Below are 24,791 nucleotides of genomic sequence, written 5' to 3'. Positions count from 1 at the left end.
CTCCTCATGAAATAAGAGCCGTGCTTCAAGCTCGGCTCTTACCTGCAATATCTTTAGTTCAGTCTTCCTGTTCCAAGCGCTCAGAATACTCGCTTCTTATCCCTCTCCTCAATTAAGATCTGCACTGACTCCTTGAACCGGAGCGCATGCACAATCTCCCGCTCCCGCAGGAACTTCAGGCTGTCCTGTAAGTCCACATCATCGGTCATGTCGATCAGCCACTGGTATGTAGCCCGGGCCTTCTCTTCGGCGGCAATGTCTTCGTAGAGATCGGCAAGCGGATCTCCTTTGGCCTGGATATACGTTGCTGTCCACGGGACCCCTGCTGCATTCTGGTAGAACAGCGCATGATCCCGTGTCGCATAGTTCGGACCCAGTCCGGCGGCTTCCAGTTGATCTATGGTGGCATCCTTGGTCAGCTTGTAGATCATTGTTGCGATCATCTCAAGGTGGGCAAACTCTTCGGTTGAAATATCCGTCAACACGCCTATCACTTTGTCCGGAATGGCATACCGCTGATTCATATATCGCAGCGCAGCCGCCAGTTCCCCGTCCGCTCCCCCGTACTGCTCCATTAGATAACGCGCCATCCGTACGTCGCATTTGCCGACACGTACCGGATATTGCAGCTTTTTCTCATATATCCACATTTGGGAACTATCCCTCCTCAAAGTTTTGTGAGCATATGCCTCCTTCAATCCGCTTCGTACAAAACTCACTCCGGAAGCATACGCTTAGTTGTGTGAGCATAGCGTCAAGCCAGCTAGACCTGCCAGGGCCAGGGGGTCTGGTTCCATTCCCATGGACATTTCGAATAGGCACGGCCGAAGTTCTGCAGCGGACCATACAGCTCCTGGAACTGGTTCGCCAGCCGGGTGCGCTCCTGGGTCAGCTGGTTGAACTGCTCGATTGCTTTTAAATCCTCAGGATGAGTATTCAGATACAAATTCAGCTCCACCAATGCAAAATCGAGAACCTGAAGTTGCTCCAGCATCTCATAGTAACGGGGATCGCAAGGACTTGCTTCCATGTCTACTTGCCTCCTTTGCTCTTGGATTCATATGGACTGAATAGGGCAGGCCACAGCGTACCCGCTTTTAGAGCTTCGGGTAAGGTAAACTGCGGCAAGTTAGGCGGCTGGAAATTGATAAATTGATTCGGGGGAACTACGTACGTCTTGAATGGCACCGGCGGGCAAGGATCAAACGGGCCCCGGTACGGTGTCCATACACGCTCCTGGGAATTCATACTTTTCTCCTCCTCTGTTTACTTTCAGCTTCTTACCGGAGTAAACACAGTACTTTGTAATAAATCTATGACCCATAGCCAGCCAGTAGACCAAGGAAAGTTCTTATCCGCTCAACCGAAACGGCCATCAGATATAGACTTACGCAAAAAAGTGTCCCAAGAACCGCTATACGGTCCTTGGGACACTTTGCCCACACTGCTATCCACTTCATTTTTTATAAGCTCTACAGATCCCTCATATTCCAATAGACCTGTTCTCCATTGGCCTTGACATCCAGTCTGTGGCTGCCACAGATCAATGTAAGGGTTACCGTCTGCTCCGTACGATTCAGATCCAACTGTTCAAGCCGCCACTCTTCTCCATCTGCCGGGAGCCTCAAATCTTGAGGTAGCACGACCGCCGCTATTCCCGAGTTTTCCCCGGTCACCAGCTTGGCAACAAGGCTCACACTCTCCTGCTTAGAGCCGTAAATCTCCGATACCCAGCTGGGTACCAGCTCTATCTGCGGATGCTCCGGCTGTGAGTCCTGCCCACAGGCTGCCCAACAGATCTGCATGCTAAGCGCATTGGCGGGATAATCAATTTTCACCGCCGGATAAAGCTTTTCGTTCACAGTCCCTGAGACTGCCGCATCCGGGTGAAGCTGAAAACGCTGTTCCACCTCATGTCTTCCCTCGCCTTCCAGCCAGTCGATAATCAGCAGCAGAGTTACGCTTTTCCCCATCAGCAGCCACCGGCGGTGCAGCAGCGGCTGCTCCAGCCGCATATAGCCATTATGCGAGGCATCGATGAAGTCATAATCCTCTTTTTGTGGTTATAAGAATGAAGAAAGCTGTCTCAGTCATAGAAATCTACTTATGGGACAGCCCCGTACTTCCAGTCAGAACACTCATGGCTTACAACAGGCCTTTACCTGGACTGGGTATTTCGCCTATTACAGGCCTTCCTCATCTTCCCCAGCCTCATCGTCATCCACTGCCAACGGTGTTTCCCGGTGGATGTTGATTCTGGTAATCCGCAGACGCGTAGATTCTTCCACCTCAAAGATGACATCTCCAACGATTACCCGCTTGCCTTTGGATGGATTCCCTTCCAGCTCCTTAAACAGCCAGCCCCCGATCGAATCCACTTCGTCGTCTTCAATCACTACACCGGTGAGGTCGTTTACATCCTCGATCAGCATCCGGCCCTCAACAGAAATGTAATCTCCGTTGCGTTCCACACTTGGACGTTCATCCTCGAACTCGTCATGCAGGTCACCTACGATCTCTTCAAGGATTTCTTCGGCTGTGAGCAGTCCGGCTGTCCCGCCATATTCGTCCACCACCAGCGTAAGCTGGGCCTTGTTCTTCTGCATAAGCCGCAGCACATGGCTGATCTCCATGGATTCCGGCACATTAAGGATAGGGCGGACCAGCGATGCCAGATCATTCTGCTGCGCAGCCTCTGCAAATAGCAGGTCGGTGATATGAATGAAGCCGATGATCCGGTCCTTGTCCTCAAAAGCCACGGGATAGCGGGAATGCTTCGTTTCTGTAATAATCCGCATATTTTCTTCCAAAGAAAGATTGCTGTATAACACATCCATATCCGTACGCGGGAGCATGACCTCACGGGCCAGCAGGTCGGAGAATTCAAAGATGTTGTCCATCAGCTTCATCTCATCCTTATCGATGACCCCGCTTTTGGCACTTTGATTCATCAGGATACGGATTTCTTCTTCCGAGTGGGCCGCCTCTGCCTCACTAGCCGGCTCTACGCCTACCAGCCTCAGGAGCGCATTGGCCGATGCGTTCAGCACCCAGATAAACGGCAGAAACACATTATAGAAGAACATCAGCGGCGCGGACAGCAGCAGCGCAGAGCCTTCTGTTTTTTGAATGGCCAGGGACTTCGGTGCAAGCTCCCCCAGCACAATATGTAAAAACGTAATGATCGAGAATCCGACAATCACGGACACTGTGGAGATCAGAGTATGGTCAGTAACCCCAATCTGAACCATCAGCGGCTCGACGAGCAATTCAGAAATGGCCGGTTCCCCGACCCAACCGAGCCCCAGCGAGGCGAGTGTAATCCCGAACTGGGTAGCCGACAGATAGGAGTCCAGTTTTTTGTTAACCTTCAGCGCATACCCGGCCATCTTGTTGCCTTCACTGACCAGCTGCGTAAGGCGCGACTGCCTCACCTTCACAAGCGAGAACTCTGCTGCCACAAAGATGCCGTTCAACAATACGAGCACCAGAACCAGCAAAAGATTAAGCAGCAATCTCCCTACTTCAAATTCCGCATGCACTATAACAACGCCTCATTTCTACAGAGTGATCGCTTTTCTTGTTTTGAAATCAACCTTCGGATAATACATATCAGCTACGAGAAGATTGGGACCACAGCAGCCGGCTTCATCACAGTGGCAGTTCACCTTCTGATTCATCGGATGCTTCATCTGCCACTCGGCAAAGATATCATCCAGTTTGCCGCTGCCAATGTTACCGAAGGCGGATATATCGGCAAAATCCGTCACAAACACATCCCCTGTGAACAAATTGACATTCACCCGGTTTCTGCCGTCCGGATCATTGCGGAGGGTAACGTTTTTCTCCTCACGCAACCGGCGGAGAAGCTTCTGGTCTTCTTCCAGAAAGCTGCAGGCAAAGAAAGGAAGTGTGCCGAACAGCATCCACATTTCCGGATTGCGGTGGTCCAGCAGATCATGGATCGCTGCTCCCATTTCCTTCAGGGACAGCACAGGGAGCTTCGATGCAAAACTGGACGCATACATCGGATGCACCTCATGCCGTTTTGCCCCCATATCACCAATCAGCTTATGAATGGCCGGCAGCTTGTTATGCGTCCGGTAATTGATCATTGATTCCGCTGATATCAGCATACCGTCATTACTGAGCCGGCGGGAATTTTCCAGCATCGTATCATAGAGCCGGTAAGCCGCTTCCTTAGAAACCGGATGGCCGCTGTTCGCGAAGCCCACCTCATGGAAGTCATCTCCATTCACATAGTTGAAAGAGATATGCATGACATCCAAGTACGGCAGCAGCTGCTCATACCGGGAGTAAGGCATAGTGAGATTGGAATTGATCTGTGAACGGACGCCCCGTTCACGGGCATATTTGAGCAGCGGCACGATGGTATTCTCCACAGTACTGGCACGGAACATCGGCTCGCCGCCTGTAATACTGATCGTCTGCAGATGTTCAACCTCTTCCAGACGATCCAGCATATTTTTTAAAGGCAGCATTTCTCCTTCTCTGGTGGTCAAGCTGTCGCCAACCGCGCAGTGCTCACAGCGCATGTTGCACAGATTGGTAACCGTCATCTCCACACTGGTCAGCACATGACGCCCATGCTGGCGGAGTGAAGTGATCGGGTCCCAGGGATCGTAGCTTGGCGACAGCTCCCGTATTGGTGATGAAGATGGCTCTAATATACTCATTTTCATGGTACTCCTTCGATACGTATTCCTTATTATTAACCCAAAAGAAGTGAAAAAGAACGGTAACTTACCCTATATCATACCACGACTTTGCAAAAAACTGCAGAAAGGGCTTAACACAAGCCGCTTATGCCGCCCATCTGTAAAATAAAAAAGCGGGACGGCAACGATGCTCCGCACTCCTGCGGCATGCCCGTTTCCCGTCCTCGCTTCGAACCGGGGCTCAGGTGGTTCTCACCACAACCCCGTCTTCATCGGTCACATCCACAATTACTACAGAAAGCTTGCTGCCCAAATCAAGCTCAAACGGAACGACTGGTTCGCCTTCAGGTCCGTTCAGCACACGCACAACCGGTCTGTGCGGCGTTGACGGGTCTATTTTGACTACGACACCGCTCTCCCCCGTACTAAGCTTGACGGTTAATCCAAGCGGATAGATGGCCACACGGTCTCTGAACAGCTCCAGCTGCTTCTGTTCATACAGTGTTCCTGAACCGACATACAGCGCTTCTACCGCCTGATGCGGCAACATAGCCTTCTTGTAGATCCGGTTCGAGGTCATCGCATCGTAGGAGTCTGCAACGCCCAGCCACTTGGCATATTCATGAATTTGCGGACCGGTCAGGCCGCGCGGATACCCCGAGCCATCGATGCGCTCATGGTGCTGCAGTGCGCAGTGCGCTGCAAGCAGCGGGATATTCGGCTCTTCCTTAAGGATCCGGTAACCGATTTCTGTATGAGCCTGCATATGGCGAAACTCCTCGTCGCTGAGCATGCCGGGCTTCTGCACGATTTTGACGGGAATTTGCGTTTTACCGATATCATGCAGCAGCGCGCCCAGTCCGATTACCCGCAGCTCTTCCCTGCTGTAGCCGTAAGCAATACCAAGCACCAGCGTATACAGGCATACATTCAGAGAGTGAGCATACAGGTAGTTGTCGGCTGTGTGCATATCAAGGAGCATGATCATGGGATCTTCCTGCGTAGCCAAATCATCCAGAATAGAATCCATCACCTTAGAGAATTTCTTATCCAGATGATAAAAGCCCTTAGTAATTCCGGATGCTCCTGACATCTGCTGGAACTGGTTCCTGACGACTTTGAGCGCCTGATTGCGTGTCTCGTCCTGCAGCATGCCGGTAATCTCAACATCTTCCGTGAGGGAATCCTCTATATAGATATAGCCGATGTCAATCTTGGCCAGACGCTTGATCAATGCATCAGTAAGCTCTACTCCATCCGATAGGAGAACCAGCCCTTCATCATTATATATTTTTTTACCCAGCTTCATTCCCGCCTGAAGCCGATTCACGGATACTAGACGCACCTTGGCTCACTCCTGCCTTTAACGGTAAATTGCTATACTGTTTCAAATCCCCAGGTGACCTCTGTGTGTATACCGTTACCTTGAGTGATTAGTCATGAGCTTGTGAATTAACGCATAATAAACAGCCAGAACACAGCTGCCAGAATAAAGCGGTAGATTGCGAAATGGGTGGGTCTGATCTTCTGAATCATCTTCATGAACGCTACCACAACCACATATGCAACCACAAATGAAATCACAAACCCGATTGCGAAATCCATAATCGTATCTTTCGTAAAATATTGATAGGAATCGAGCAGTTCATAACCTGATGCCGCGCACATAATCGGGATTGCAATCAGGAACGAAAAGTCTGCGGAAGCCTTATAGCTGACCCCGCTTAGCATACCGCCCGAGATGGTCGATCCGGAGCGTGAAAATCCCGGCCACAGCACAGAGATAATCTGATAAAGACCAATGGCCAGCGCCTGGCCGTAAGATATATCATCCAGCTCGTGAGCCGTGATCCGGATCTTCCGCCGGTTCACCCATTCCGCAACAATCATCAGAATCCCGCCGGCGACAAGCGCCCAGAGTACAGTGGGGGCTCCAAAGAGACTTTTGATAAAATCACGGGCTATGAAGGCTACCGCAAGCGCCGGTACAATTCCTAGAAGAACATGGATCAGGTTCAGCCTTGAAGCCGGCATGACTCCGCCTCTGCTTGTGCGGCGGCGCCCGATGCCCAGCAAGTTCAAAATCCGTTGGCGGTACACCAGCGCAATAGCCAAAATGGCTCCAAGCTGAATGACAATCTCATACGTCTTCATAATCGGTGACTGCTCATCAAATCCGAGCAGCTTGGTTGTTAAAATCATGTGTCCCGTGGATGATACCGGGATAAATTCGGTTATTCCTTCTACAATTGCCAGAATAATTGCTGTAATAGTATCCATATAATCCTCCTGATTCATAGAAAATGAAACCTAATGCGGCTTGTGATCCTAGTACTCATACACAATAAAGTCAGTACCTATACAGACCTATTCTCCCAGCGGAGAGACTCGCTTTCTTCAAGGCTTCCCGGACGCTGCAGTTCCATCCGCAGCAAATCCCTCAGGAAATGAGGCAACAGATACAACGGTTCGGTTCCGTTTGCAATGCTCTCATACCCTGTGCGGAACGTGAACATATCCAGTGTTCCTACTGAATATATGGCATCGTCCTCCAGCGGTTCCCCGGCAACAAAAACGGCAATACCGTTATCATAAGGCATGACTCTTGGATCGTACAGGATTTTTAATCCATCCACAGCCAGGCTGCCCAGTACCTTTCCCCGGAATCCGTAGCCGAAAATCGCCTTGGTCCGATACTCTTCCGTAAGGCTCTGCTCAAGAGCCTTGCGAATGTCCTCACCCTTAAGCTGAACAACACAGGCATTAATCGGAGAGGGACACAGCGCATGCAGTATGCCTGCAGTAATGTTGCCTGCTGGCAGAGATTCAAGCAGTTGACCGCTATTGACGATTGATACAGGTGCTCCTGTATAGCGCCTTACAGCCTGCGCCAGAAGGTTGCCGAAAGGAGATTCTCCCTGCGTATCCAGCACAAGCTCGCGGTCGGTCATGGCTACTGTCTCGTTAAGAACCTCCCGCCCATGCTGTAAATGCAGTGCCGCCGCAGGGAATATCACATCCTCGGTAAGTGACGGGTCTACGGGAAAACATTGGCCACTTGCCAGCACAAAGGGATTACCGGCAGACGCCCGCTCAAAAATAAGACGTCCCACATAACGGCCGAACTTACCGGCACCGCAGACCGCAGTTCCGTTAATGATCTGCGGCGTCTCCAGCATATGATGGGTATGGCCGCCAAGAATAGCATGAACCCCCTTCAGATTCTCAGCCAGCCGTTGATCTGCCGGAAGTCCCAGATGGGAAAGAATAATCAGAAGATCTACCTGCGGAGCCAGCAGTTCACATTGTTCACGAAGCGCTTTCTCCGGGTCCAGTGCATCCCAACCCAGCAGTGAATAAAAAGAAGCAAAAGCCGCGGTAGCTCCAGTAACCCCTATCCTGATACCGCCCTTCTCCAGGATCGCATGGCGCTTCATCCAGCCGGGAGGCTCTCCGGTAGTGCTCTCCAGAATGTTGCAGCATACCACCGGACACTGGATACCTGCATACAGGGCAGAGAGTATCTCCCGGGAAAAGGTCAGCCCTTCATTGTTGCCTATAGTTACGGCATCGTAACCAGTCAGGTTAATCATATCGATATTCGCCTGTCCCATGGTCCCCTCAGTCTCTATGGAGAACCGGTCCATATGATCGCCAATATCCATTACCAGCACAGGCTCGTCCCCTGCTATTGCCTTCAGCTTGGCTATTTCAGCAGCAACGGGGCTCATCATTTCAAAGTGGCTATGTATATCATTGGTGTGAATTAGGGTCAACCTTTGCAATGCCCGCTCCATATGCTTCTCTTTTCTCCCACCTGTAAAGCCGTTTTATGATTAGCGGCAGGCTTGTAATCTTATAGAGCCTAGCATAACATTTTCAGGCTCAATATGGTATATTGGAAACATTATTGAAAGTTCCATAATCCATACATTCCGAGGTGAATTAAGCATGCATATGACTATTCGTCTGTTCGCCGGTCTGGCCGAAATCATCGGTTCCTCCTCGCTGGCCTTCCATTCCCATGAGACTCCGCTTACTGCCGGAAGACTCAAGGAACTGCTCTCTGCCTCCTATCCGGATGCCGCCCCCCAGATCAAAGTGTCCCTGGTGGCCATTGATCATGAGTATGCGCCGGAGGACTCCGTCATTTCCGAATCTTCCGAGGTAGCGCTTATCCCTCCCGTGTCTGGAGGAGAACCGGCTGAAGAAGACCTGGGAACACCGGATGGACGGTTCAGCATTACGGGCCAGCCCCTTAACGGAGAAGCTCTGCTGGACAAAGTGCTGGATGAAGGTCATGGTGCCTCCCTGCTCTTCGTCGGCACAACCCGTGAGATGACCGGCACCCAGCGTACAACAGCATTGTACTATGAAGCATATGTCCCTATGGCCCTCTCCAAGCTGCAGGAAATCGGCAGGGAGGTCGAGGAGAAGTGGAATGCCCGCTGTGCCATTGCACACCGGACCGGACTTGTAGGCCTTAAGGAAGCAAGCGTGATGATCGCCGTATCTGCCCCTCATCGTGATACCTGTTATGAGGCGAGCCGATATGCTATTGAGAAGCTGAAAGCAATAGTACCCGTATGGAAAAAAGACATTGGCGACACCGGAGAACAGTGGCTTGGGTCGGATTCCAATGCTATGAATTACCGCACTCTGTAACCGCCTATGAATAACTTTTCCACCTATTGAATAATCTTAACTTTGTTGCTATGCTGGAAAAAATCGCTATAGTAAGGTGGCATAGTCATTGAGAGTACACGTGACGGATCTGAAACCGGGGGATTCCCTCCGGATGGATACCTTTAGCTCAAAAGGGCTGCATGTTTTGCCCAAAGGAACACAACTCCAAATAGAAGAGATCAGTAAACTGATGCAGCTTGGAGTAGATTACGTTGATATCGAATCCATTCAGGAGAATCCGGCGCCTTCCATTAGATCGTCTGTCATCGAGGCAGCTTCCAGTAATTTCGATTCCATGATTGACGGTTTTGAATCGGTGTATATGGAAGCGTTAACCAAGGGCAGCTTCAATCAGACGGTGGTGGATGATATCCTTCAGCCTTCGCTGAAATCCCTGGACAAACACAAGGATGTGGTTTCCTTACTGTTATTGCTTGACCGGGAAGACAATTATACTTATAACCACTCGTTGCAGGTGGGCATGCTTTCTTATTATATAGCAACATGGCTTGGATATTCCAAGAAGGAATGTTATGAGATCGGCCGGGCCGGCTATCTCATTGATATCGGCAAATGCCGGATTTCCCCAGACATTCTGAACAAACCAGGCAAGCTGACTGCAGCAGAATTTGACGAAGTCAAACTACATACGATTTATGGCTATGAAATAATCCGCAATTCCATGGATGACCCCAGCACCGCCCTTGTGGCACTTCAGCATCATGAACGTGAAGACGGTACCGGGTATCCCCATCAGTTGACCAAAGATGATATTCACCCTTATTCCCAGATCGCTGCTGTGGCCGACATCTATAGCGCCATGACCTCTCACCGGATATATCAATCTAAGCAGGAACTGATTTCCGTTCTTCGTGAGATCAATACCCTCAGCTTCGGCAAGCTGAACGGGAAACCGGTTCAAGCCTTTATCCAGCATCTGATGCCCAATTTCATTGGCAAACACGTGCTGCTGAACACAGGGGACATGGGTGTGATCATCATGAACAATCCACTCGACGTCTTCCGTCCGCTCGTGCAGAGCGGTGGCAAATTTCTGGACCTGTCCCGCGAACGCAAGATTACGGTGGTGGAGATTTATATGGAATAGGAGGCGATCCCTCCCATACGGATTTCCGATCCCTCCCGATCCTTCCCAAGCCCTCCCTTAGCCAAGGGAGGGCCTTCAAGGGTTCACCCCCTGGGCACCCGGAGCCGATCGAAGTCTGGGGCTGTAGCAGACGAAAGGAATGTTCGGCGCACCAGTCCGCTTTGAAGCTCCATGCTTAACTGTGCAATGGACTGAAGCCTCAGAGCTATACTGGCGTAACTGGCTTGACCTACAGGGAGTCCCCATTAGAAGTCCCCATTAGGACCAGAAATATTCTAATTGTGTCCTGGATTTACAGAGTATGTGTTCAGTTATCCGGCCCGGCAGTGAGCTCAATTGGAAAAAGTGAACTTAAATTACTTCTTCCTGCTTCCCGGCAAGTTATAGTTGGAGAAAAGGAACCTAATTCGGCCGTTTTCCATCGTTTTGGTTGAATTTCCTTCAATTAAGTCTACTTTTTCCCACTTTACCCTCGTTATAACGATTTTCCATCTATTTAAGTGGACTAATTCCACTTCACGTAACTTTAGTTCTTACACGCTACTCTTTTGCCTTCTGCGCCCGCCGTCCCTCCTGCACAGCAGAACACTTTAGCTCCAAACCCCCTCGCTCTAAGAAACTATTCCCAATTTTACATAATTATCTATAACAAAAGGTAATTCTATCTCCTAAATCATAAGCAAAACAGGAGGCTCCCTCACCGGACGGTTTGGGAATCTCCTGTTTGTATCATAAGCTTGGTTTCTGCATGTTTCGTGTGTTTCAGCTTAACCACAGGCCGTAGCTGCTTGCAGCCCCCTCCTACAGTTCCTCACCATTGCTGGCGATGACTTTTTTGTACCAATGAAAAGAATCCTTCTTCGAACGGTCCAAGGTTCCGTTGCCTTCGTCATCCAGATCCACATAGATAAACCCGTAGCGCTTCGACATCTCCGAAGTGGACATGCTCACCAGGTCAATGGGTCCCCAGCTGGTATAGCCGATCAGCTCTACTCCGTCTTGGATAGCTTCCTTCATCTGCGCGATGTGCTGGCGAAGGTAGTCAATCCGGTAGGTATCATGAATAGATCCGTCTGCTTCCACCTTGTCATAAGCGCCCAGGCCGTTTTCTACAATAAACAAAGGTTTCTGGTAACGGTCGTACATCGTGTTCAGCATGATCCGCAGCCCGATGGGGTCAATCTGCCAGCCCCATTCGGAAGCCTTCAGATACGGGTTCTTCACACCGCCGAACAGGTTGCCTTGTGCCCGCTCGCCTTCCGGACTGGCCGATACGGTCAGCGTCATATAGTAGCTGAATGCCACATAATCCACTGTGTGAAGCTTGAGAATCTCATCGTCACCCGGTTCTTTCAGGAGAACCACATGATTCTCTGAGAAGTAACGCTCCATATATTTGGGGTACTCGCCACGCGCATGCACATCCGTAAAGTACAGATTCATCTGATTCTCATGCTGATTGAGACGCACATCCTCAGGGTTGCAGGTATTGGCGTAACTCTCCATCCGTGCCAGCATACAGCCCATTTGCGAGCCGGGAATGATCTCATGCACCAGCTTGGTTGCCAGCGCGCTTGCTACAAATTGGTGATGAAGCGCCTGATAGATCGTCTGAAGCTTGTTCTCCGCCCGGTCAATCACAACTCCGCCTCCAGTAAAAGGGCTCAGAGTCATCATATTAATCTCATTGAAGGTAATCCAGTATTTCACCTTTTCCTTGTAACGACGGAAGACAGTCTCTGCATAACGGGTATAGCAGGTGATGACTTCGCGTGAAGCCCAGCCGTTATATTTCTGTGTCAGGCCCAGCGGCGTCTCGTAATGGGCCAGTGTTACCAGGGGCTCGATGCCGTATTTATGCAGTTCATCAAATACATTGTCATAGAACTGCAAACCGGCTTCATTCGGCGCCGCATCATCACCATTCGGGAAGATCCGCGCCCAGTTGATCGACAGGCGGAAGACCTTGAATCCCATTTCGGCAAAAAGAGCAATATCCTCTTTATACCGGTGATAGAAATCCACCCCTTCACGCTTCGGAAACCGTGCGGTGAACTCCCCGGACAGGATCTGATCGATCCGCTCGGATGTAATTTCAATAGCATGATCATTGCTGCGCTCGGCCTTAGGCACATAAGCGACCATATCCGCACTGGACAAGCCTTTGCCGTCTGCATCATATGCACCCTCGAGCTGGTTGGCGGCGGTTGCACCGCCCCATAAGAAGTTTTCCGGAAATCCTTTTTGGATTGCAGTCATCTGTTACGCTCCTTCTCCTCCAGTGTGGCTTCTGCCCCCTCTGGCTTCTAGTGTATTAGTGTTAGCAAAAGCTCGCCGTTTCTTGCTTCCGTACCCGTATTCTTCAGGACATCCAGATAACCGGCAGAGTTGGTTACAATCACAGGTGTTGCCGTCACGAATCCGGCTGCGCGGATTGCATCCACATCGAACTCCAGCAGCAGCTGGCCCTTTTCGACTTTGTCACCTTCCTGCACCTTTTTATGAAAATGCTTGCCCTTCAGCTTGACTGTGTTGACCCCAATATGGATTAACAGCTCCGCACCGCCTTCAGAGGTGATACCAATGGCATGACCCGTCGGGAATACGGTCGTTACGGTCCCGTTCACTGGAGAAGTCAATACGCCGGAGGACGGCTCTATCACAATCCCTTTTCCCATTGCCCCTGTGGCGAAAGCTTCATCAGGCAGACTTTCCAGCGGCAACAGCGCACCCGTAAGTGGACTGAAGATCAACTCTTTATCGATTTGTGTCATTTCCTGGTTCACAAACGGCCGGGAAGCATTCTCTGTAGCCGCTGCTTCAGGGTCGTCAAACCCAAGCACGAATACCAGAATAACGGCCAGTACAAAGGCCACCACAATCCCTATAGCCGCCCAGGCAAATCCTGTACCGAAATACGTTGGCAGCGCAAGCAGCCCCGGCAAGGAGAAGGCAATAGCTCTGGCACCACCTGCAGCGATAATTGCTCCCCCTATTGCCCCTGAGATACAGGCGTAGATGAATGGCTTTTTAAGCTTCAGGGTGACCCCGTAGATGGTTGGCTCGGTGATCCCGAACACAGCAGCCAATGTAGATGATCCGGATAACGCTTTTAACTGCGTATTCTTGGACTTCAGGAACACGCCGAATACAGCACCAGCTTGTGAGAGTACAGCCGCCGCCAGAATCGGCAGCATGGTATCGTAACCAAGAGTAGCAATGTTGCTGAGCATAATCGGGACAAAGCCCCAGTGAACACCAAAGATAACGAACACCTGCCAGAACGCTCCGGCGATGGCCCCGGCGACAAGCGGACTGAGATTATACAGCCAGGTGTACCCGGAAGCCAGTCCTTCACTGATCAGAGAGCCCACAGGCCCAAACGCCAGGAATGTCAAAGGAATGACAATCAGCAATGCGAACATCGGAACCAGGATATTTCGAACCGATTCATGGATAATCGAACGGAACCCTTTCTCTACATAGGATTGTACCCATACCGCCAGAATGATCGGAATAACGCTGGAGGAGTAATTGACCAGTACAATCGGTATTCCCACAAAGCTCAGCGTTCCCGTGGAGCCGACAGCAGCAATGACCGACGGGTAGATTAGTGCTCCGGCTATGGCGATGGATACGAATTGATTGGCTTTAAACTTGCGTGCCGCCGTTACCGCGAGGAATATCGGCAGGAAGTAGAACACACTGTCCGACGCCGCATTCAGAATCAGGTAGGTACCGCTTGTGGCGCTGATCCACTTCAGTGACAGAATTAACGCCAGCAACCCTTTGAGGACCCCTGCACCCGCAAGTGCCCCGAGTATAGGAGAAAAGATACTTGAAATAATATCTACTGCTTTACCGAGAACACCTGTACTTTCGGAGGAATCATCATCTTTGCCGCTTCTCTCCGCATCCTGTAAGGAGGTCTCCTTCATGATCTGATCAAAAACCTGGCTGACATTGTTTCCGATGACAACCTGGAATTGACCGCTGTTCTCGACTACTGTGATTACACCTGGTGTTTTTTCGAGTGCCGCTTTATTCGCCTTCCCATTGTCCTTCAGCTTGAATCTCAACCGTGTGGCGCAGTGGAAAACCGAATTCACATTCGATTCACCGCCAACAAGCGCGATGATCTGTTTGGACAAGTCCTTGTTGCTCATATTGTTTGCTCCTTTAAATTAAGATGGATATATCTTGTGATCGTTGCAGTAGGGTTAGGATGTGCCAGCAGTTATCTTTAATTCCTCTGCAAACAAGAAAAACCTGAACTCACAGCAAAAGGAAACGTCAATTCACGCTTATTTTGCCATCAGTTCAGGTTTTGCCTGCCTTACCAGTAACACCCTGTCAGATGATCGTATTTAGTTGTCTGTTCCTTATCCTCCTGGCGATATCGCTCCTATTCCAGGCTGTTACGCTCCGTGACACGCTGGATGTGAATCGTCAGGTAGACGTATTCGTCCTTGCTCAGGCTCTGTGCATACGCTTTTTCCAGATAATCATTGATTTTGTTTGCGCATTCAAAAGCTTTGACATACGTCTGCTTGACCTGATTGTACAAGAAGTCCTCTCCACTGTTGCTGGTTTCCTTCTTCAGTACCCGCATGGAGAAATACTGTAAATGCGTCAGGAACCGCGAATAATTGAGTGAGCTATCATCCAGGACCACCTTATAATGATAGGTGACGATGTTGAGAATATTCTGGACAATCTCCGTCATTTTGATCGTGGACTTCATTTCATTTCCGTCCATTTTCGCATTCACCAGATGCAGTGCAATGAAGCCCGCTTCATCCTCACCTAACGCAAACCCGGTAGCCTTCTCGATAAATTTCAGCGCGTCCATTCCGATGGAGAATTCCTTTTTATAGAACCGCTTGATTTCAAACAACATCGCATTTTTCAGGAAAATCCCCTTCTCCATACGCTGCACAGCAAAGTGGATATGATCCGTTAAGGTTAGATATAGATTATCGCTGAGCTCGGTGCCCAGAATCCCGTTGGCATAGGTTACGATTTCACTCGCCAGCTCCAGATGAGCCACTGGAATATCATTCAGCAGTTCGGTTAACCGGGCCGTAAATTCGTTTTCATTAAGCAGGAAGATTTTATCGACTTTGGCGGGATCCACATAATCGCCTGCCACTTTATTGAAGGAAATGCCTCTTCCCATCACAATAACTTCCTTGCCCTTCTGGTTTTTCGTCAGGAGCACGTTGTTGTTCAGCACCTTCTCAATAATCATCTGTAGTCACCTCCTGTCACATAGTTTGTACAAAAAAAGCCTAAGTTGATCCCAATATCATTAATTAAATGATACTCGAATCAGCTTAGGCATTGCCCGCGTTACCGGTCACAATCCTGTATTACTGCTATTGTAGCATAAATAAAAGCGATTACAAGGCTTTCGTTATTAATTTTACGGAAAAATTATTTCCAGAGTCTCTCCCCCAGGTTTGGACCATTGGTCCCATGGCGAGGCTGATAGCAGATACTACGTAAGGCTCATGCTCACGAACTAGGCGGATGCTTATGAACCCCGTTTGTCCGAGGGTGTTCAAAGATATGAATACAATCAACACTTACTAGGAGGTAAAAATGCTGGACATTCATCAACGGCTTGCAGAGTTGTATACCTTAAGCCGCAAGCGCCCGTTGACAGACGATGAAGTAGCCGAGCAACGGCATTGCCTGCAGGCAAATGCCAAGTACTGCTGGGAAATGGCACGGCTGAACAATGAAGCCAGGCTTGCCGCAGATACAGATGATGCCGAGTGGCAGCAGGAGATCAGCGCGCAAATGTATGAAGTCAGGGTGACCGGCAGAGCAGGCAAAAGGCGCAAATAAAACAGCCCCTTCCTCACATGAATATGCCGGAAAGGGCTGCTGCTGTTATATTCTACAGGAAGCGGAACTGCGCTTCGATCAAACCGTTATAGATGCCGTCACGCGCTGTAAGCTCGGCATGGGTGCCTTCTTCTTTGATCTCGCCGTGATCCAGTACGACAATCTTATCCGCATGCCGGATGGTAGACAGCCGGTGGGCGACGATGAAGGAAGTCCTGCCCTGAAGCAGAATTTTCAGCGCCTCCTGAATCTTGATCTCCGTCTCGGTGTCAATGCTTGCTGTCGCCTCATCCAGGATCAATATCCGCGGATTGGCCAGCAGCGCACGTGCGAACGACAACAGCTGGCGTTGTCCCATGGAGAGCGCACTGCCGCGTTCCTCGACCTCGGTCTCGTAGCCTCCGGGCAGCTTGCTGATGAAATCATGGGCATCCACTGCCTTGGCCGCATCCTCGACCTCCTGGTCCGTAGCATCCAGCCGCCCGAAGCGGATATTATCCCGGATTGTCCCTGAGAAAATAAACGTATCCTGCAGCACGATCCCGATCTGCTCGCGCAGACTCTGCAGCGTCACGTCACGTGTATCCCTGCCGTCGATGGTGATGCGTCCGCTCTTGATATCATAGAACCGGCCGATCAGGTTGATGATGGTGCTTTTTCCTGAGCCCGTATGACCGACAAGCGCAATCGACTGGCCGGCCTTCACATCGAGATCGATGCCTTTCAGGGCTGCCCGGCCTTTTTCATATTCAAACACTACCTTATTAAATTGAATATCGCCCTGAATCTTCGGCAGCGGTGTTGCCCCTGGTTGGTCTTGTACGGCAGGCTGCTCATCCAGATACTCAAAGATCCGTTCCGAGGAAGCCATCGCCACCAACAACTGGTTATACATCTGGCCCAGGCGGTTGATCGGGTCCCAGAAGTTGCTGACATAGGTACTGAATGCCACTAGAAAGCCCACGGTAAGATCACCGGTCTGGATCAGGTATGCCCCGAACCAGAAGAGAATCATCGTTCCGAAGCCGCCTGTAATTTCAATAATCGGTCCAAACGCCTGGTTCATCGCCGACGCCTTGTTCCAGGATTTCCGGCTATCCATATTCATGGCGTCGAAATAGTTCATGTTCTCCTGTTCCTGGGTGTAGGCCTGGGTCACTCTGATCCCTTGAATCGACTCATTCAAATGGGAATTGATCCGCGAGTTCTTCATCCGCACATCCTGCCAGGCAATCCGGATCTTCTGGCGCAGCTTGGTGGAGACAAAAAACATAACTGGTACAGTGATCATCACCGCAAGCCCCAGCTTCCAGTTGATCAGCAGCAGAATTACCATGATTCCGATTAATTGCACACTGTCGATCATCAGATTGACGACCCCGTTGGTGAACAGATCCTGCAGGGAGTTGATATCATTGGTGACCCGAACCAGCACCGAGCCGGCCGGACGTTTATCAAAAAAGTTGAAGGAAAGCTTTTGAATATGCCGGAACAGGTCTGAGCGCAAATCGTATATGACCCGCTGTCCGATTACATTCGTGTATTTGATCCGGTAGACCCCAGCAATCCATTGAATCAGATAGAGTACAATTACAGCAGCCGTCAAGGTGTACAGCAGGGTCAGACTGGGATTCCCCGACTTCGGAGCAATCGCCTTATCGATAGCCATACTCGTCAGGTAAGGGACCGTCAGCTTCGTAATCGTGCCGAGGATCATCATCACCGACACGAGCGGCAGCATTTGCCTGGCATAAGGCTTCATATAACTGAACAGCCTGGTGAACTGCTTCCAGTCGAACGCCTTGTCAATGACGTCATCATCCTTGTACACGAACCGTTCGTCTAGCGTTTGCTCCTGGGCCGAACCTTGCTTCATTTTTACGGATTTCTCTTGGTTAGCTTCCAGCTTCATGCCGTATCACCTGCCCCTCTTCCATTGTCCCTGGCCAGATAATCAGCATACTGAATCCGGTAGACATCCTGGTAAGGACCAGGAACCTCTATCAGCTCATGGTGGGTACCCTGCTGAACCATATGACCTTCATTCATGACAATAATCTGATCGGCATGCCGCAGCGAGGAGATCCGGTGGGCAATAATCAGGGTGGTCCGTCCGCGCATAACCTCCTGGAATCCGGCCTGGATCTCATGCTCGGTCTCCATATCAACGGCACTGGTGGCATCATCGAGGATTAGGATCCGCGGATTCTTCAGAAGTGCTCTGGCAATCGCAATACGCTGCTTCTGACCGCCTGAGAGTCCCATCCCCCGTTCGCCAACCACCGTATCATACCCGTCCGGCATTTCCATAATAAAATCATGAGCCTTCGCCAGTTGTGCGGCACGGACGATCTCTTCCATACTCACATTCTTCAGGCCGTACGAAATATTGTTGCGGATGGAGGAGGAGAACAGGAACGTCTCCTGGAACACCGTGGCAATCTGTGACCGCAGGCTGCGCACATTGTATTCACGGATATCCACACCATCCAGGGTTATGCTGCCATTATTCACATCATATGCCCGCATCATCAGCTGGATAATGGTTGACTTCCCGGAGCCGGTACCGCCCAGGAACCCGATGACCGCCCCTGGCTTGGCGCTGAAATGAATGTCCTTGACTGCAGGCATTTTGTTGCCGTAGGCAAATGTCACGTGATCAAAGACGACTTCGCCCTTTACTTCAGCTGCCACAAGCTCACGGGCATTATCTTTATCTTTTACATCGATAGGCTGGTTAAGCACTTCAAGCACACGTTCTCCCGAAGCTTTGGATTGCGTATAGTTGTTGATATGGAAGCCAAGGCCCCAGACAGGGCCGATAATATACCAGATTAAGCTGAAAAAGGCTACAAGCTCACCAAGCGACATCCGTCCCTTAATGACCAGTGTTCCGCCAACCCCGAGCAATATCGCTACACTGACCGAAGCTAACAGCTCCATCACCGGAAAAAACTTGCTCCACAGCTCCGCGGCAAAAATCTGATTATCCTTGTAGCGTTCATTACGGTGTGAGAACTTCTCTACCTCGAAGGATTCTCTGGCGAACGACTTGACCGTCCGCACACCGGTCACATTTTCCTGAACAGCCGTTGTAAGAGCGCTAAGCGCAAGCCGCATCTCCTGAAAGGCCGGGTGAATCTTGGATTCGAATCGGAATGCAACAGCAGCCAGAAACGGCATAGTGATCAGTGTGACAAGGGTTAGCTGCCAATTGATCGTGAACATCATAATAGAGCCAAACAGCACCATAAAAAACACATTCAGCAGTTGGGCAAATCCGAAGCCGATGAACAGCCGGATGGCCTCAAGATCCCCGGTCAGCCGGGACATCAGGTCACCTGTCTTCGCCGTGTCATAATAGCGGAAAGACAGGAATTGCAGCTTCTCATAGCAGGCATTGCGCAGGCGGTAGGCCAGAAAGTTACCCAGCCGTCCTCCGAAAAATCCATGCGCAAACTGCAGACAAGCCTTAACAAAAACGACAGCCAATACGCTTAGAGCAAGAACGGGCACCTCAGTAAACTTCATGGGCACAATAACATCATCAATTAAACGTCTTAACAAGTTGGGGGTAATAAGCCCCACTGCAGTTGCGGCCGCCAAACAAACAATCGACAGAATCAGATAGTGCAGCTTCTCCCGATAAAAGCCCCGCAGTTGCCTGAGAACATCCATATCTCTCCTCCTTAAAGCTTTAGATTTTTAGCGCTTCCATTTTTAGTGACTTTATGCAGTTTATCACCCCTGATTTAATGCGGCAAAGGGGAGAAATCACCGTTTTCTCGGTTTTTCCCGAAAGAATCGGTCTTCCTCTCCAGGAAAAGGACAGCTTCAGCTTTAAATGCTTCCATTTCCTCCAAAATCCTATTGGATTAAGATTATCCAAGATTCAGCCTGTTTTCCTGCGGGCGAGTACAGACTTTTAATGTATTTTATGTATATTTATTCTTCCGAATAAATTGACACAACAAAAAAGCTGCCTTCTCAAACAGATTCATCTGTTAAAGAAGACAGCCTAAATCAAGAAGAAGACGAACTTTACAGTTCGCCTTCTGCCCTTTACTTTTTGTTTTTGTTAACCGATGGAGCCTTCCATCTCGAACTTGATCAGACGGTTCATTTCTACCGCATACTCCATCGGCAGCTCTTTGGTGAATGGCTCGATGAAGCCCATGATGATCATCTGAGTCGCTTCGGCTTCGGTAAGGCCCCGGCTCATCAGGTAGAACAACTGCTCCTCGGAGACCTTGGAGACAGTCGCTTCATGCTCAAGCACGATGTTATCGTTCATGATCTCATTGTAAGGAATCGTGTCCGAAGTGGACAGGTTATCCAGAATGAGCGTATCACATTTGATGTTGGATTTCGCACCTTCCGCCTTACGGCCGAAGGAGGCAAGACCACGGTATGTTACTTTACCGCCGTGTTTGCTGATCGACTTGGAGACGATCGTCGAAGTCGTGTCTGGAGCCAAGTGGATCATTTTGGCACCTGCATCCTGATGCTGGTCCTTGCCGGCAACCGCAATGGACAATACAGAACCTTTGGCTCCGCGGCCTTTGAGTACCACTGCGGGATATTTCATGGTCAGCTTGGAACCGATGTTGCCATCGACCCATTCCATCGTAGCGTTCTCTTCCGCAACGGCACGTTTGGTAACCAGATTGTAGATATTCGGTGCCCAGTTCTGAATGGTTGTGTAACGAACGCGTGCGTTCTTCATACACAGAATCTCAACCACCGCACTGTGAAGCGAGTTTGTGCTGTAGATTGGAGCCGTACAGCCCTCTACATAATGCACGAAGCTGTCTTCATCGGCAAGAATCAGTGTACGCTCGAACTGGCCCATATTCTCGGAGTTAATACGGAAGTAGGCCTGGAGAGGTACTTCGCATTTCACACCCTTTGGAACATAGATGAAGCTTCCGCCAGACCATACCGCACTATTCAGTGCAGCAAATTTATTATCCGTAGGCGGGATAATCGTACCGAAGAACTTTCTGAACAGTTCCGGGTGCTCACGCAGTGCTGTGTCGGTATCGGTGAAGATCACACCCTGGTCTTCAAGGCTCTTCTGCATACTGTGGTAGACAACCTCGGATTCGTACTGCGCGGAGACCCCAGCCAGGAACTTCTGTTCCGCTTCGGGGATACCCAGCTTGTCGAAGGTCTCTTTAATCTCGGAAGGAACTTCCTCCCAAGTCTTACCTTGCTTCTCGGATGGTCTTACATAATACTGGATTTCGTCAAAATCCAACTCGTCAAGATTACCGCCCCAATTAGGCATCGGCATTTTGTAGAATTGCTCCAGAGATTTCAGACGGAATTCCAGCATCCACTCCGGTTCATTCTTGATGGCGGAGATTTCTTTAACAATTTCGGCCGTAAGTCCCTTACCAGACTGGAATATCGACTTATGCTCGTCACGGAACCCGTATTGGTACTCTTCCATATCAGGCGCTTTCTTAGCCATGGTGTCAGCCTCCTTGTTTTTAGTGTTCTTGATGATGCTCTTCTTCCACGTCTATACCTTTGCGAAGTGCATTCCATGCGAGGGTCGCACATTTGATCCGCGCCGGAAATTTATTAACACCGGAAAGGGCTTCGATATCTTCATAGTCTCCAAAATCCACTGCATCCCCCTTCATCAGGGAGGAGAAGCGGTCAGCCAGCTCGAGTGCATGCTGGACGGTCTGGCCTTTGACCGCTTCCGTCATCATGGAAGCCGACGACATGCTGATTGAACAGCCTTCGCCGCTGTAACGGGCATCCTTGACGATGCCGTCCTCCACCTTTATCTGAAGCGTAATGCGGTCACCGCAGGTTGGGTTGTTCAGTTCAATCTTCAGAGCGTCATCTGCAAAAGAACCACGGTTCCGGGGATTTTTATAATGATCCATAATTACGCGTCTATACAAGTCATCCAAGTTCATAGGCGAAATACTCCTTTGCCTTGATTAAAGCCTGCACCAGCGCATCTACATCCTGTTCCGAATTGTACAGGTAGAAGCTGGCACGGGCGGTCGAGCTGACCTGCAGCCAGCGCATCAGCGGCTGGCAGCAGTGATGCCCGGCACGGACAGCAACGCCTTCAGCATCCAGCACAGTAGCCACATCATGAGGATGAACATCCCCAAGATTGAAGGTGACCACACCGACCTGACGGCTGCGAGGACCATAAATAGTCAGTCCGTCCACCTCCGAGAGGCGCTCTTCCGCACATGCGGCAAGCTCCATCTCGTGGCGGTGTATTTCATCCATCCCGATTTCCTGAAGGAAATCAATCGCTGCCCCGAGGCCAACAGCACCGGCGATAATCGGTGTACCGCCTTCGAACTTCCATGGAAGCTCTTTCCAGGTGGATTCATACAGACCCACATCATCGATCATTTCACCGCCGAACTCAACAGGCTCCATTGCCTCTAGCAAGGCTTTTTTGCCATACAAGGCGCCTATACCTGTAGGTGCAAGCATCTTATGACCGGATAATGCGTAGAAATCGCAGTCCAGATCCTGAACATCCACCTTCATATGCGGTGTGCTCTGAGCTCCGTCCACAACAATTACAGCGCCGTGACGGTGAGCGATGGCTGCCAGCTCTTTTACCGGATGGGTAACACCCATTACATTGGAGACATAGGCGATGGCGACGATCTTGGTTCTATCCGTTATCGTCTCCTCGGCATCTGCAAGTGTAATCGTTCCATCCTTCTGCAGCGGAAGGAATTTCAAGGTTGCCCCTGTCTTCTTCGCAAGCTGCTGCCATGGAATGAAGTTGCTGTGATGCTCCATCTGGGTGATGACAATTTCGTCGCCTTCACCCACATGGGCCGGGCCGTAAGACGAAGCCACAATATTCAGGGCGGTTGTTGTACCGCGGGTAAAAATAATCTCCTTCGTGCTGCGGGCATGAAGGAATTTGGCCAGCTTCTCGCGGGCTCCTTCATATGCATCCGTAGCGCGGCTGCCCAGTGTATGGACACCGCGGTGCACGTTAGCGTTATCCCATTCATAATAAGACTTCACGGCCTCAATGACCTGACGCGGCTTCTGTGAGGTTGCCGCGCTGTCCAGGTACACCAGAGGATGTCCGTTGATTTTCTGGTTCAGTATGGGAAATTGCTCCCGGATGGCGCTGTTAATCATTGGCCTAACTTCCTTTCCACAAGAGATTGGAGCTGATTGCGCAGTCCCTCCAGTGGAATTTGCGACACTACAGGTGCAAGGAAGCCGTATATAATCAGTGTTTCTGCATCATGCCGTGAAATCCCCCGGGACATCAGGTAGTACACCTGCTCGTAATTGACCTGTCCTACGGAAGCGGCATGGCCTGCTGTAACATCGTCTTCATCAATAAGCAGAATCGGGTTGGCGTCGCCACGTGCTTTGGGACTCAGCATCAGAACTTTCTCCGTCTGCTGGCCATCGGCCCGGGTTGCGCCTTTCTCAATTTTCGTAATACCGTTAATAATAGAGGTTGCGGAATCGCGCATTACTGCACGGGTAATCATATCGCTCGGTGTGTTTTTGCCAAAATGCTGGGCCTGTGTTGTATAGCTGAGCTTCTGCGCGCCCGATCCCACTGCGATGACTTTGGCATCCGAGCTGGATCCGTTGCCTTTCAGCACGGACTTGGTGTCGCTAGCGGTATCACCGTAGTTCATCTCGCCTACAATCCATTCAATCGTTCCATCATTCTCAACAATAGCGCGCCGGTAAGTCACGTCGGTCGTATCCTCACCCAGCTGATGAACTGTAGCATAACGTACCTTGGCACCAGCGCCTACAAATACTTCCACCGCACCGTTGTGTAGTCCGGCTTCCGCTTTGTCCGATACATAGTTGTCGACATAGGTCAAAGAACTATTAGCTTCGGCTACAATCAGAATATGCGGAACAAAAGCAGCTTCAGCATCATCTGTGAGCAGAACCGCCTGCAGCGGGGTCTCAATAATGACGTTCTTAGGTACATAGAGGAATACCCCGCCGTTCCAAAGGGCCGCATGCAGCGCAGCAATGGAATGCTCGTCAGGCAGGACAGCTTTGTGCAGATAACGCTGCACCAGATCCCCATGCTCTTTGACTGCTGTTTGCAGATCGGTGAAAATAACGCCCTGAGCCGCTAGCTCCGGAGCAAGCCGGACATACACGGCGCTGGAGTTGCGCTGAATGATCAGACTGCCTTCCTCCTGATCCTTGATCAGAGCCGCAACAGAAGCAGGGGCTTCACTAAGTGAAGTAATGGTCTGGCTTGCTTTGTAGCTTCCATAAGTATTCACATTCCAGCGGTCAATCCGGGTCTTCTCCAATTTCGGCAATGCCAGCCCAGCGGCCAGCGTAAGTGCGTTCAAACGGCTGTCCTTCAGCCAGCCCGGTTCGCCGCTGCTCTGCGACAATTCGCTGAGCAGCTGTGCATCCACCGGAAGAATGGTTTGCGTCGTCATAAGTGGTTTCCTCCTTCC

The 24,791-nt window shown here is 50.5% G+C and carries 20 protein-coding genes and 1 pseudogene; 3 read left to right on the top strand and 18 right to left on the bottom strand.

Translation table 11 applies throughout. The annotated features are described in order from the left end of the window. Nucleotides 1-80: 80 nt before the first annotated feature. From A3844_RS09940 to A3844_RS09900, 9 genes and pseudogenes are all read right to left on the bottom strand, one after another. Complete coding sequence (locus A3844_RS09940) at nucleotides 81-650, bottom strand: manganese catalase family protein (RefSeq protein ID WP_074083917.1); 570 nt, start codon at nucleotides 648-650, stop codon at nucleotides 81-83. Nucleotides 651-763: 113 nt separating this feature from the next. Continuing rightward, a complete protein-coding gene (locus A3844_RS09935; RefSeq protein WP_074083916.1) occupies nucleotides 764-1,030 on the bottom strand; it encodes a spore coat protein CotJB in 267 nt (88 codons plus the stop codon). Between the two features lie 2 nt (nucleotides 1,031-1,032). After that, on the bottom strand, nucleotides 1,033-1,248 hold the full coding sequence (locus A3844_RS09930; protein WP_074083915.1) for a spore coat associated protein CotJA: 216 nt from the start codon (nucleotides 1,246-1,248) through the stop codon (nucleotides 1,033-1,035). Nucleotides 1,249-1,472: 224 nt separating this feature from the next. Then, nucleotides 1,473-2,042 (bottom strand): annotated as a pseudogene (locus A3844_RS09925) (heparinase II/III domain-containing protein); the annotation flags it as partial. Between the two features lie 141 nt (nucleotides 2,043-2,183). Beyond that, nucleotides 2,184-3,542 carry a hemolysin family protein gene (locus tag A3844_RS09920; protein ID WP_074083913.1) on the bottom strand — a complete coding sequence of 453 codons (1,359 nt, stop codon included), beginning with the start codon at nucleotides 3,540-3,542 and terminating at the stop codon, nucleotides 2,184-2,186. A gap of 18 nt (nucleotides 3,543-3,560) precedes the next feature. Further along, the gene (gene yfkAB, locus A3844_RS09915; protein ID WP_074083912.1) at nucleotides 3,561-4,697 is read right to left on the bottom strand and encodes a radical SAM/CxCxxxxC motif protein YfkAB; all 1,137 of its coding nucleotides are present in this window, start codon (nucleotides 4,695-4,697) and stop codon (nucleotides 3,561-3,563) included. Between the two features lie 223 nt (nucleotides 4,698-4,920). Then, the gene (locus tag A3844_RS09910) at nucleotides 4,921-6,024 is read right to left on the bottom strand and encodes an HD-GYP domain-containing protein (RefSeq protein ID WP_074083911.1); all 1,104 of its coding nucleotides are present in this window, start codon (nucleotides 6,022-6,024) and stop codon (nucleotides 4,921-4,923) included. A 107-nt stretch (nucleotides 6,025-6,131) separates the two neighbouring features. Beyond that, on the bottom strand, nucleotides 6,132-6,959 hold the full coding sequence (locus A3844_RS09905; protein WP_074083910.1) for an undecaprenyl-diphosphate phosphatase: 828 nt from the start codon (nucleotides 6,957-6,959) through the stop codon (nucleotides 6,132-6,134). A 77-nt stretch (nucleotides 6,960-7,036) separates the two neighbouring features. After that, on the bottom strand, nucleotides 7,037-8,476 hold the full coding sequence (locus tag A3844_RS09900; protein WP_074083909.1) for a bifunctional metallophosphatase/5'-nucleotidase: 1,440 nt from the start codon (nucleotides 8,474-8,476) through the stop codon (nucleotides 7,037-7,039). Nucleotides 8,477-8,630: 154 nt separating this feature from the next. On the opposite strand from A3844_RS09900, the gene A3844_RS09895 reads away from it, so the two are divergent. Together A3844_RS09895 and A3844_RS09890 are read left to right on the top strand one after the other, a co-directional pair. Beyond that, the gene (locus tag A3844_RS09895) at nucleotides 8,631-9,344 is read left to right on the top strand and encodes a molybdenum cofactor biosynthesis protein (RefSeq protein WP_074083908.1); all 714 of its coding nucleotides are present in this window, start codon (nucleotides 8,631-8,633) and stop codon (nucleotides 9,342-9,344) included. A gap of 88 nt (nucleotides 9,345-9,432) precedes the next feature. After that, a complete protein-coding gene (locus tag A3844_RS09890) occupies nucleotides 9,433-10,473 on the top strand; it encodes an HD-GYP domain-containing protein (protein ID WP_074083907.1) in 1,041 nt (346 codons plus the stop codon). 801 nt (nucleotides 10,474-11,274) lie between these two features. On the opposite strand, the gene A3844_RS09885 is transcribed toward A3844_RS09890, so the two are convergent. The 3 genes from A3844_RS09885 to licT all read right to left on the bottom strand — a co-directional run bounded on the left by A3844_RS09885 (nucleotide 11,275) and on the right by licT (nucleotide 15,724). Continuing rightward, nucleotides 11,275-12,732 (bottom strand): glycoside hydrolase family 1 protein, encoded by a 1,458-nt coding sequence (locus A3844_RS09885; protein ID WP_074083906.1) that lies wholly within the window; start codon nucleotides 12,730-12,732, stop codon nucleotides 11,275-11,277. 47 nt (nucleotides 12,733-12,779) lie between these two features. After that, on the bottom strand, nucleotides 12,780-14,639 hold the full coding sequence (locus tag A3844_RS09880; protein ID WP_074107317.1) for a beta-glucoside-specific PTS transporter subunit IIABC: 1,860 nt from the start codon (nucleotides 14,637-14,639) through the stop codon (nucleotides 12,780-12,782). 239 nt (nucleotides 14,640-14,878) lie between these two features. Next, nucleotides 14,879-15,724, bottom strand: coding sequence for a BglG family transcription antiterminator LicT (gene licT / locus A3844_RS09875; protein WP_074083904.1), 846 nt, complete (start codon nucleotides 15,722-15,724; stop codon nucleotides 14,879-14,881). Between the two features lie 353 nt (nucleotides 15,725-16,077). Between licT and A3844_RS09870 the strand changes: the two genes are divergently transcribed. Continuing rightward, nucleotides 16,078-16,326 (top strand): DUF7667 family protein, encoded by a 249-nt coding sequence (locus A3844_RS09870; protein WP_074083903.1) that lies wholly within the window; start codon nucleotides 16,078-16,080, stop codon nucleotides 16,324-16,326. A 52-nt stretch (nucleotides 16,327-16,378) separates the two neighbouring features. Here the strand turns inward: A3844_RS09870 and A3844_RS09865 are convergent, their stop codons facing one another. From A3844_RS09865 to sufD, 6 genes are all read right to left on the bottom strand, one after another. Further along, complete coding sequence (locus A3844_RS09865; RefSeq protein ID WP_074084050.1) at nucleotides 16,379-18,202, bottom strand: ABC transporter ATP-binding protein; 1,824 nt, start codon at nucleotides 18,200-18,202, stop codon at nucleotides 16,379-16,381. Nucleotides 18,203-18,234: 32 nt separating this feature from the next. Beyond that, complete coding sequence (locus A3844_RS09860) at nucleotides 18,235-20,004, bottom strand: ABC transporter ATP-binding protein (RefSeq protein ID WP_074107316.1); 1,770 nt, start codon at nucleotides 20,002-20,004, stop codon at nucleotides 18,235-18,237. A 400-nt stretch (nucleotides 20,005-20,404) separates the two neighbouring features. Next, on the bottom strand, nucleotides 20,405-21,802 hold the full coding sequence (gene sufB / locus A3844_RS09855; protein WP_074083901.1) for a Fe-S cluster assembly protein SufB: 1,398 nt from the start codon (nucleotides 21,800-21,802) through the stop codon (nucleotides 20,405-20,407). A gap of 19 nt (nucleotides 21,803-21,821) precedes the next feature. Further along, entirely contained in the window at nucleotides 21,822-22,262 is a 441-nt protein-coding gene (sufU, locus tag A3844_RS09850; protein ID WP_074107315.1) for a Fe-S cluster assembly sulfur transfer protein SufU, read from the bottom strand. Continuing rightward, a complete protein-coding gene (locus tag A3844_RS09845) occupies nucleotides 22,249-23,475 on the bottom strand; it encodes a cysteine desulfurase (protein WP_074083899.1) in 1,227 nt (408 codons plus the stop codon). The genes sufU and A3844_RS09845 overlap by 14 nt, the downstream gene beginning before the upstream one ends. After that, nucleotides 23,472-24,773 carry a Fe-S cluster assembly protein SufD gene (sufD, locus tag A3844_RS09840; RefSeq protein WP_074083898.1) on the bottom strand — a complete coding sequence of 434 codons (1,302 nt, stop codon included), beginning with the start codon at nucleotides 24,771-24,773 and terminating at the stop codon, nucleotides 23,472-23,474. Before sufD ends, A3844_RS09845 begins: the two co-directional genes overlap by 4 nt. Nucleotides 24,774-24,791 lie beyond the last annotated feature (18 nt).

This window comes from Paenibacillus helianthi, from assembly GCF_001909055.1.
In the GTDB taxonomy this organism is placed as follows: domain Bacteria; phylum Bacillota; class Bacilli; order Paenibacillales; family Paenibacillaceae; genus Paenibacillus_AQ; species Paenibacillus_AQ helianthi.
Note: the sequence above shows the minus strand (reverse complement) of the source record. Positions and strands in the feature narration are given on the sequence as shown.

What these genes read in the sequence shown, in the direction of transcription:
- A3844_RS09935 (WP_074083916.1), bottom strand. Translation starts at nt 1,030, where the DNA reads ATGGAAGCAAGTCCTTGCGATCCCCGTTACTATGAGATGCTGGAGCAA.
- A3844_RS09865 (WP_074084050.1), bottom strand. Translation starts at nt 18,202, where the DNA reads ATGAAGCAAGGTTCGGCCCAGGAGCAAACGCTAGACGAACGGTTCGTG.
- sufU (WP_074107315.1), bottom strand. Translation starts at nt 22,262, where the DNA reads ATGAACTTGGATGACTTGTATAGACGCGTAATTATGGATCATTATAAA.
- licT (WP_074083904.1), bottom strand. Translation starts at nt 15,724, where the DNA reads ATGATTATTGAGAAGGTGCTGAACAACAACGTGCTCCTGACGAAAAAC.
- yfkAB (WP_074083912.1), bottom strand. Translation starts at nt 4,697, where the DNA reads ATGAGTATATTAGAGCCATCTTCATCACCAATACGGGAGCTGTCGCCA.
- A3844_RS09930 (WP_074083915.1), bottom strand. Translation starts at nt 1,248, where the DNA reads ATGAATTCCCAGGAGCGTGTATGGACACCGTACCGGGGCCCGTTTGAT.
- A3844_RS09870 (WP_074083903.1), top strand. Translation starts at nt 16,078, where the DNA reads ATGCTGGACATTCATCAACGGCTTGCAGAGTTGTATACCTTAAGCCGC.
- A3844_RS09880 (WP_074107317.1), bottom strand. Translation starts at nt 14,639, where the DNA reads ATGAGCAACAAGGACTTGTCCAAACAGATCATCGCGCTTGTTGGCGGT.
- sufD (WP_074083898.1), bottom strand. Translation starts at nt 24,773, where the DNA reads ATGACGACGCAAACCATTCTTCCGGTGGATGCACAGCTGCTCAGCGAA.
- A3844_RS09860 (WP_074107316.1), bottom strand. Translation starts at nt 20,004, where the DNA reads ATGGATGTTCTCAGGCAACTGCGGGGCTTTTATCGGGAGAAGCTGCAC.
- A3844_RS09885 (WP_074083906.1), bottom strand. Translation starts at nt 12,732, where the DNA reads ATGACTGCAATCCAAAAAGGATTTCCGGAAAACTTCTTATGGGGCGGT.
- A3844_RS09940 (WP_074083917.1), bottom strand. Translation starts at nt 650, where the DNA reads ATGTGGATATATGAGAAAAAGCTGCAATATCCGGTACGTGTCGGCAAA.
- A3844_RS09900 (WP_074083909.1), bottom strand. Translation starts at nt 8,476, where the DNA reads ATGGAGCGGGCATTGCAAAGGTTGACCCTAATTCACACCAATGATATA.
- sufB (WP_074083901.1), bottom strand. Translation starts at nt 21,802, where the DNA reads ATGGCTAAGAAAGCGCCTGATATGGAAGAGTACCAATACGGGTTCCGT.
- A3844_RS09845 (WP_074083899.1), bottom strand. Translation starts at nt 23,475, where the DNA reads ATGATTAACAGCGCCATCCGGGAGCAATTTCCCATACTGAACCAGAAA.
- A3844_RS09895 (WP_074083908.1), top strand. Translation starts at nt 8,631, where the DNA reads ATGCATATGACTATTCGTCTGTTCGCCGGTCTGGCCGAAATCATCGGT.
- A3844_RS09905 (WP_074083910.1), bottom strand. Translation starts at nt 6,959, where the DNA reads ATGGATACTATTACAGCAATTATTCTGGCAATTGTAGAAGGAATAACC.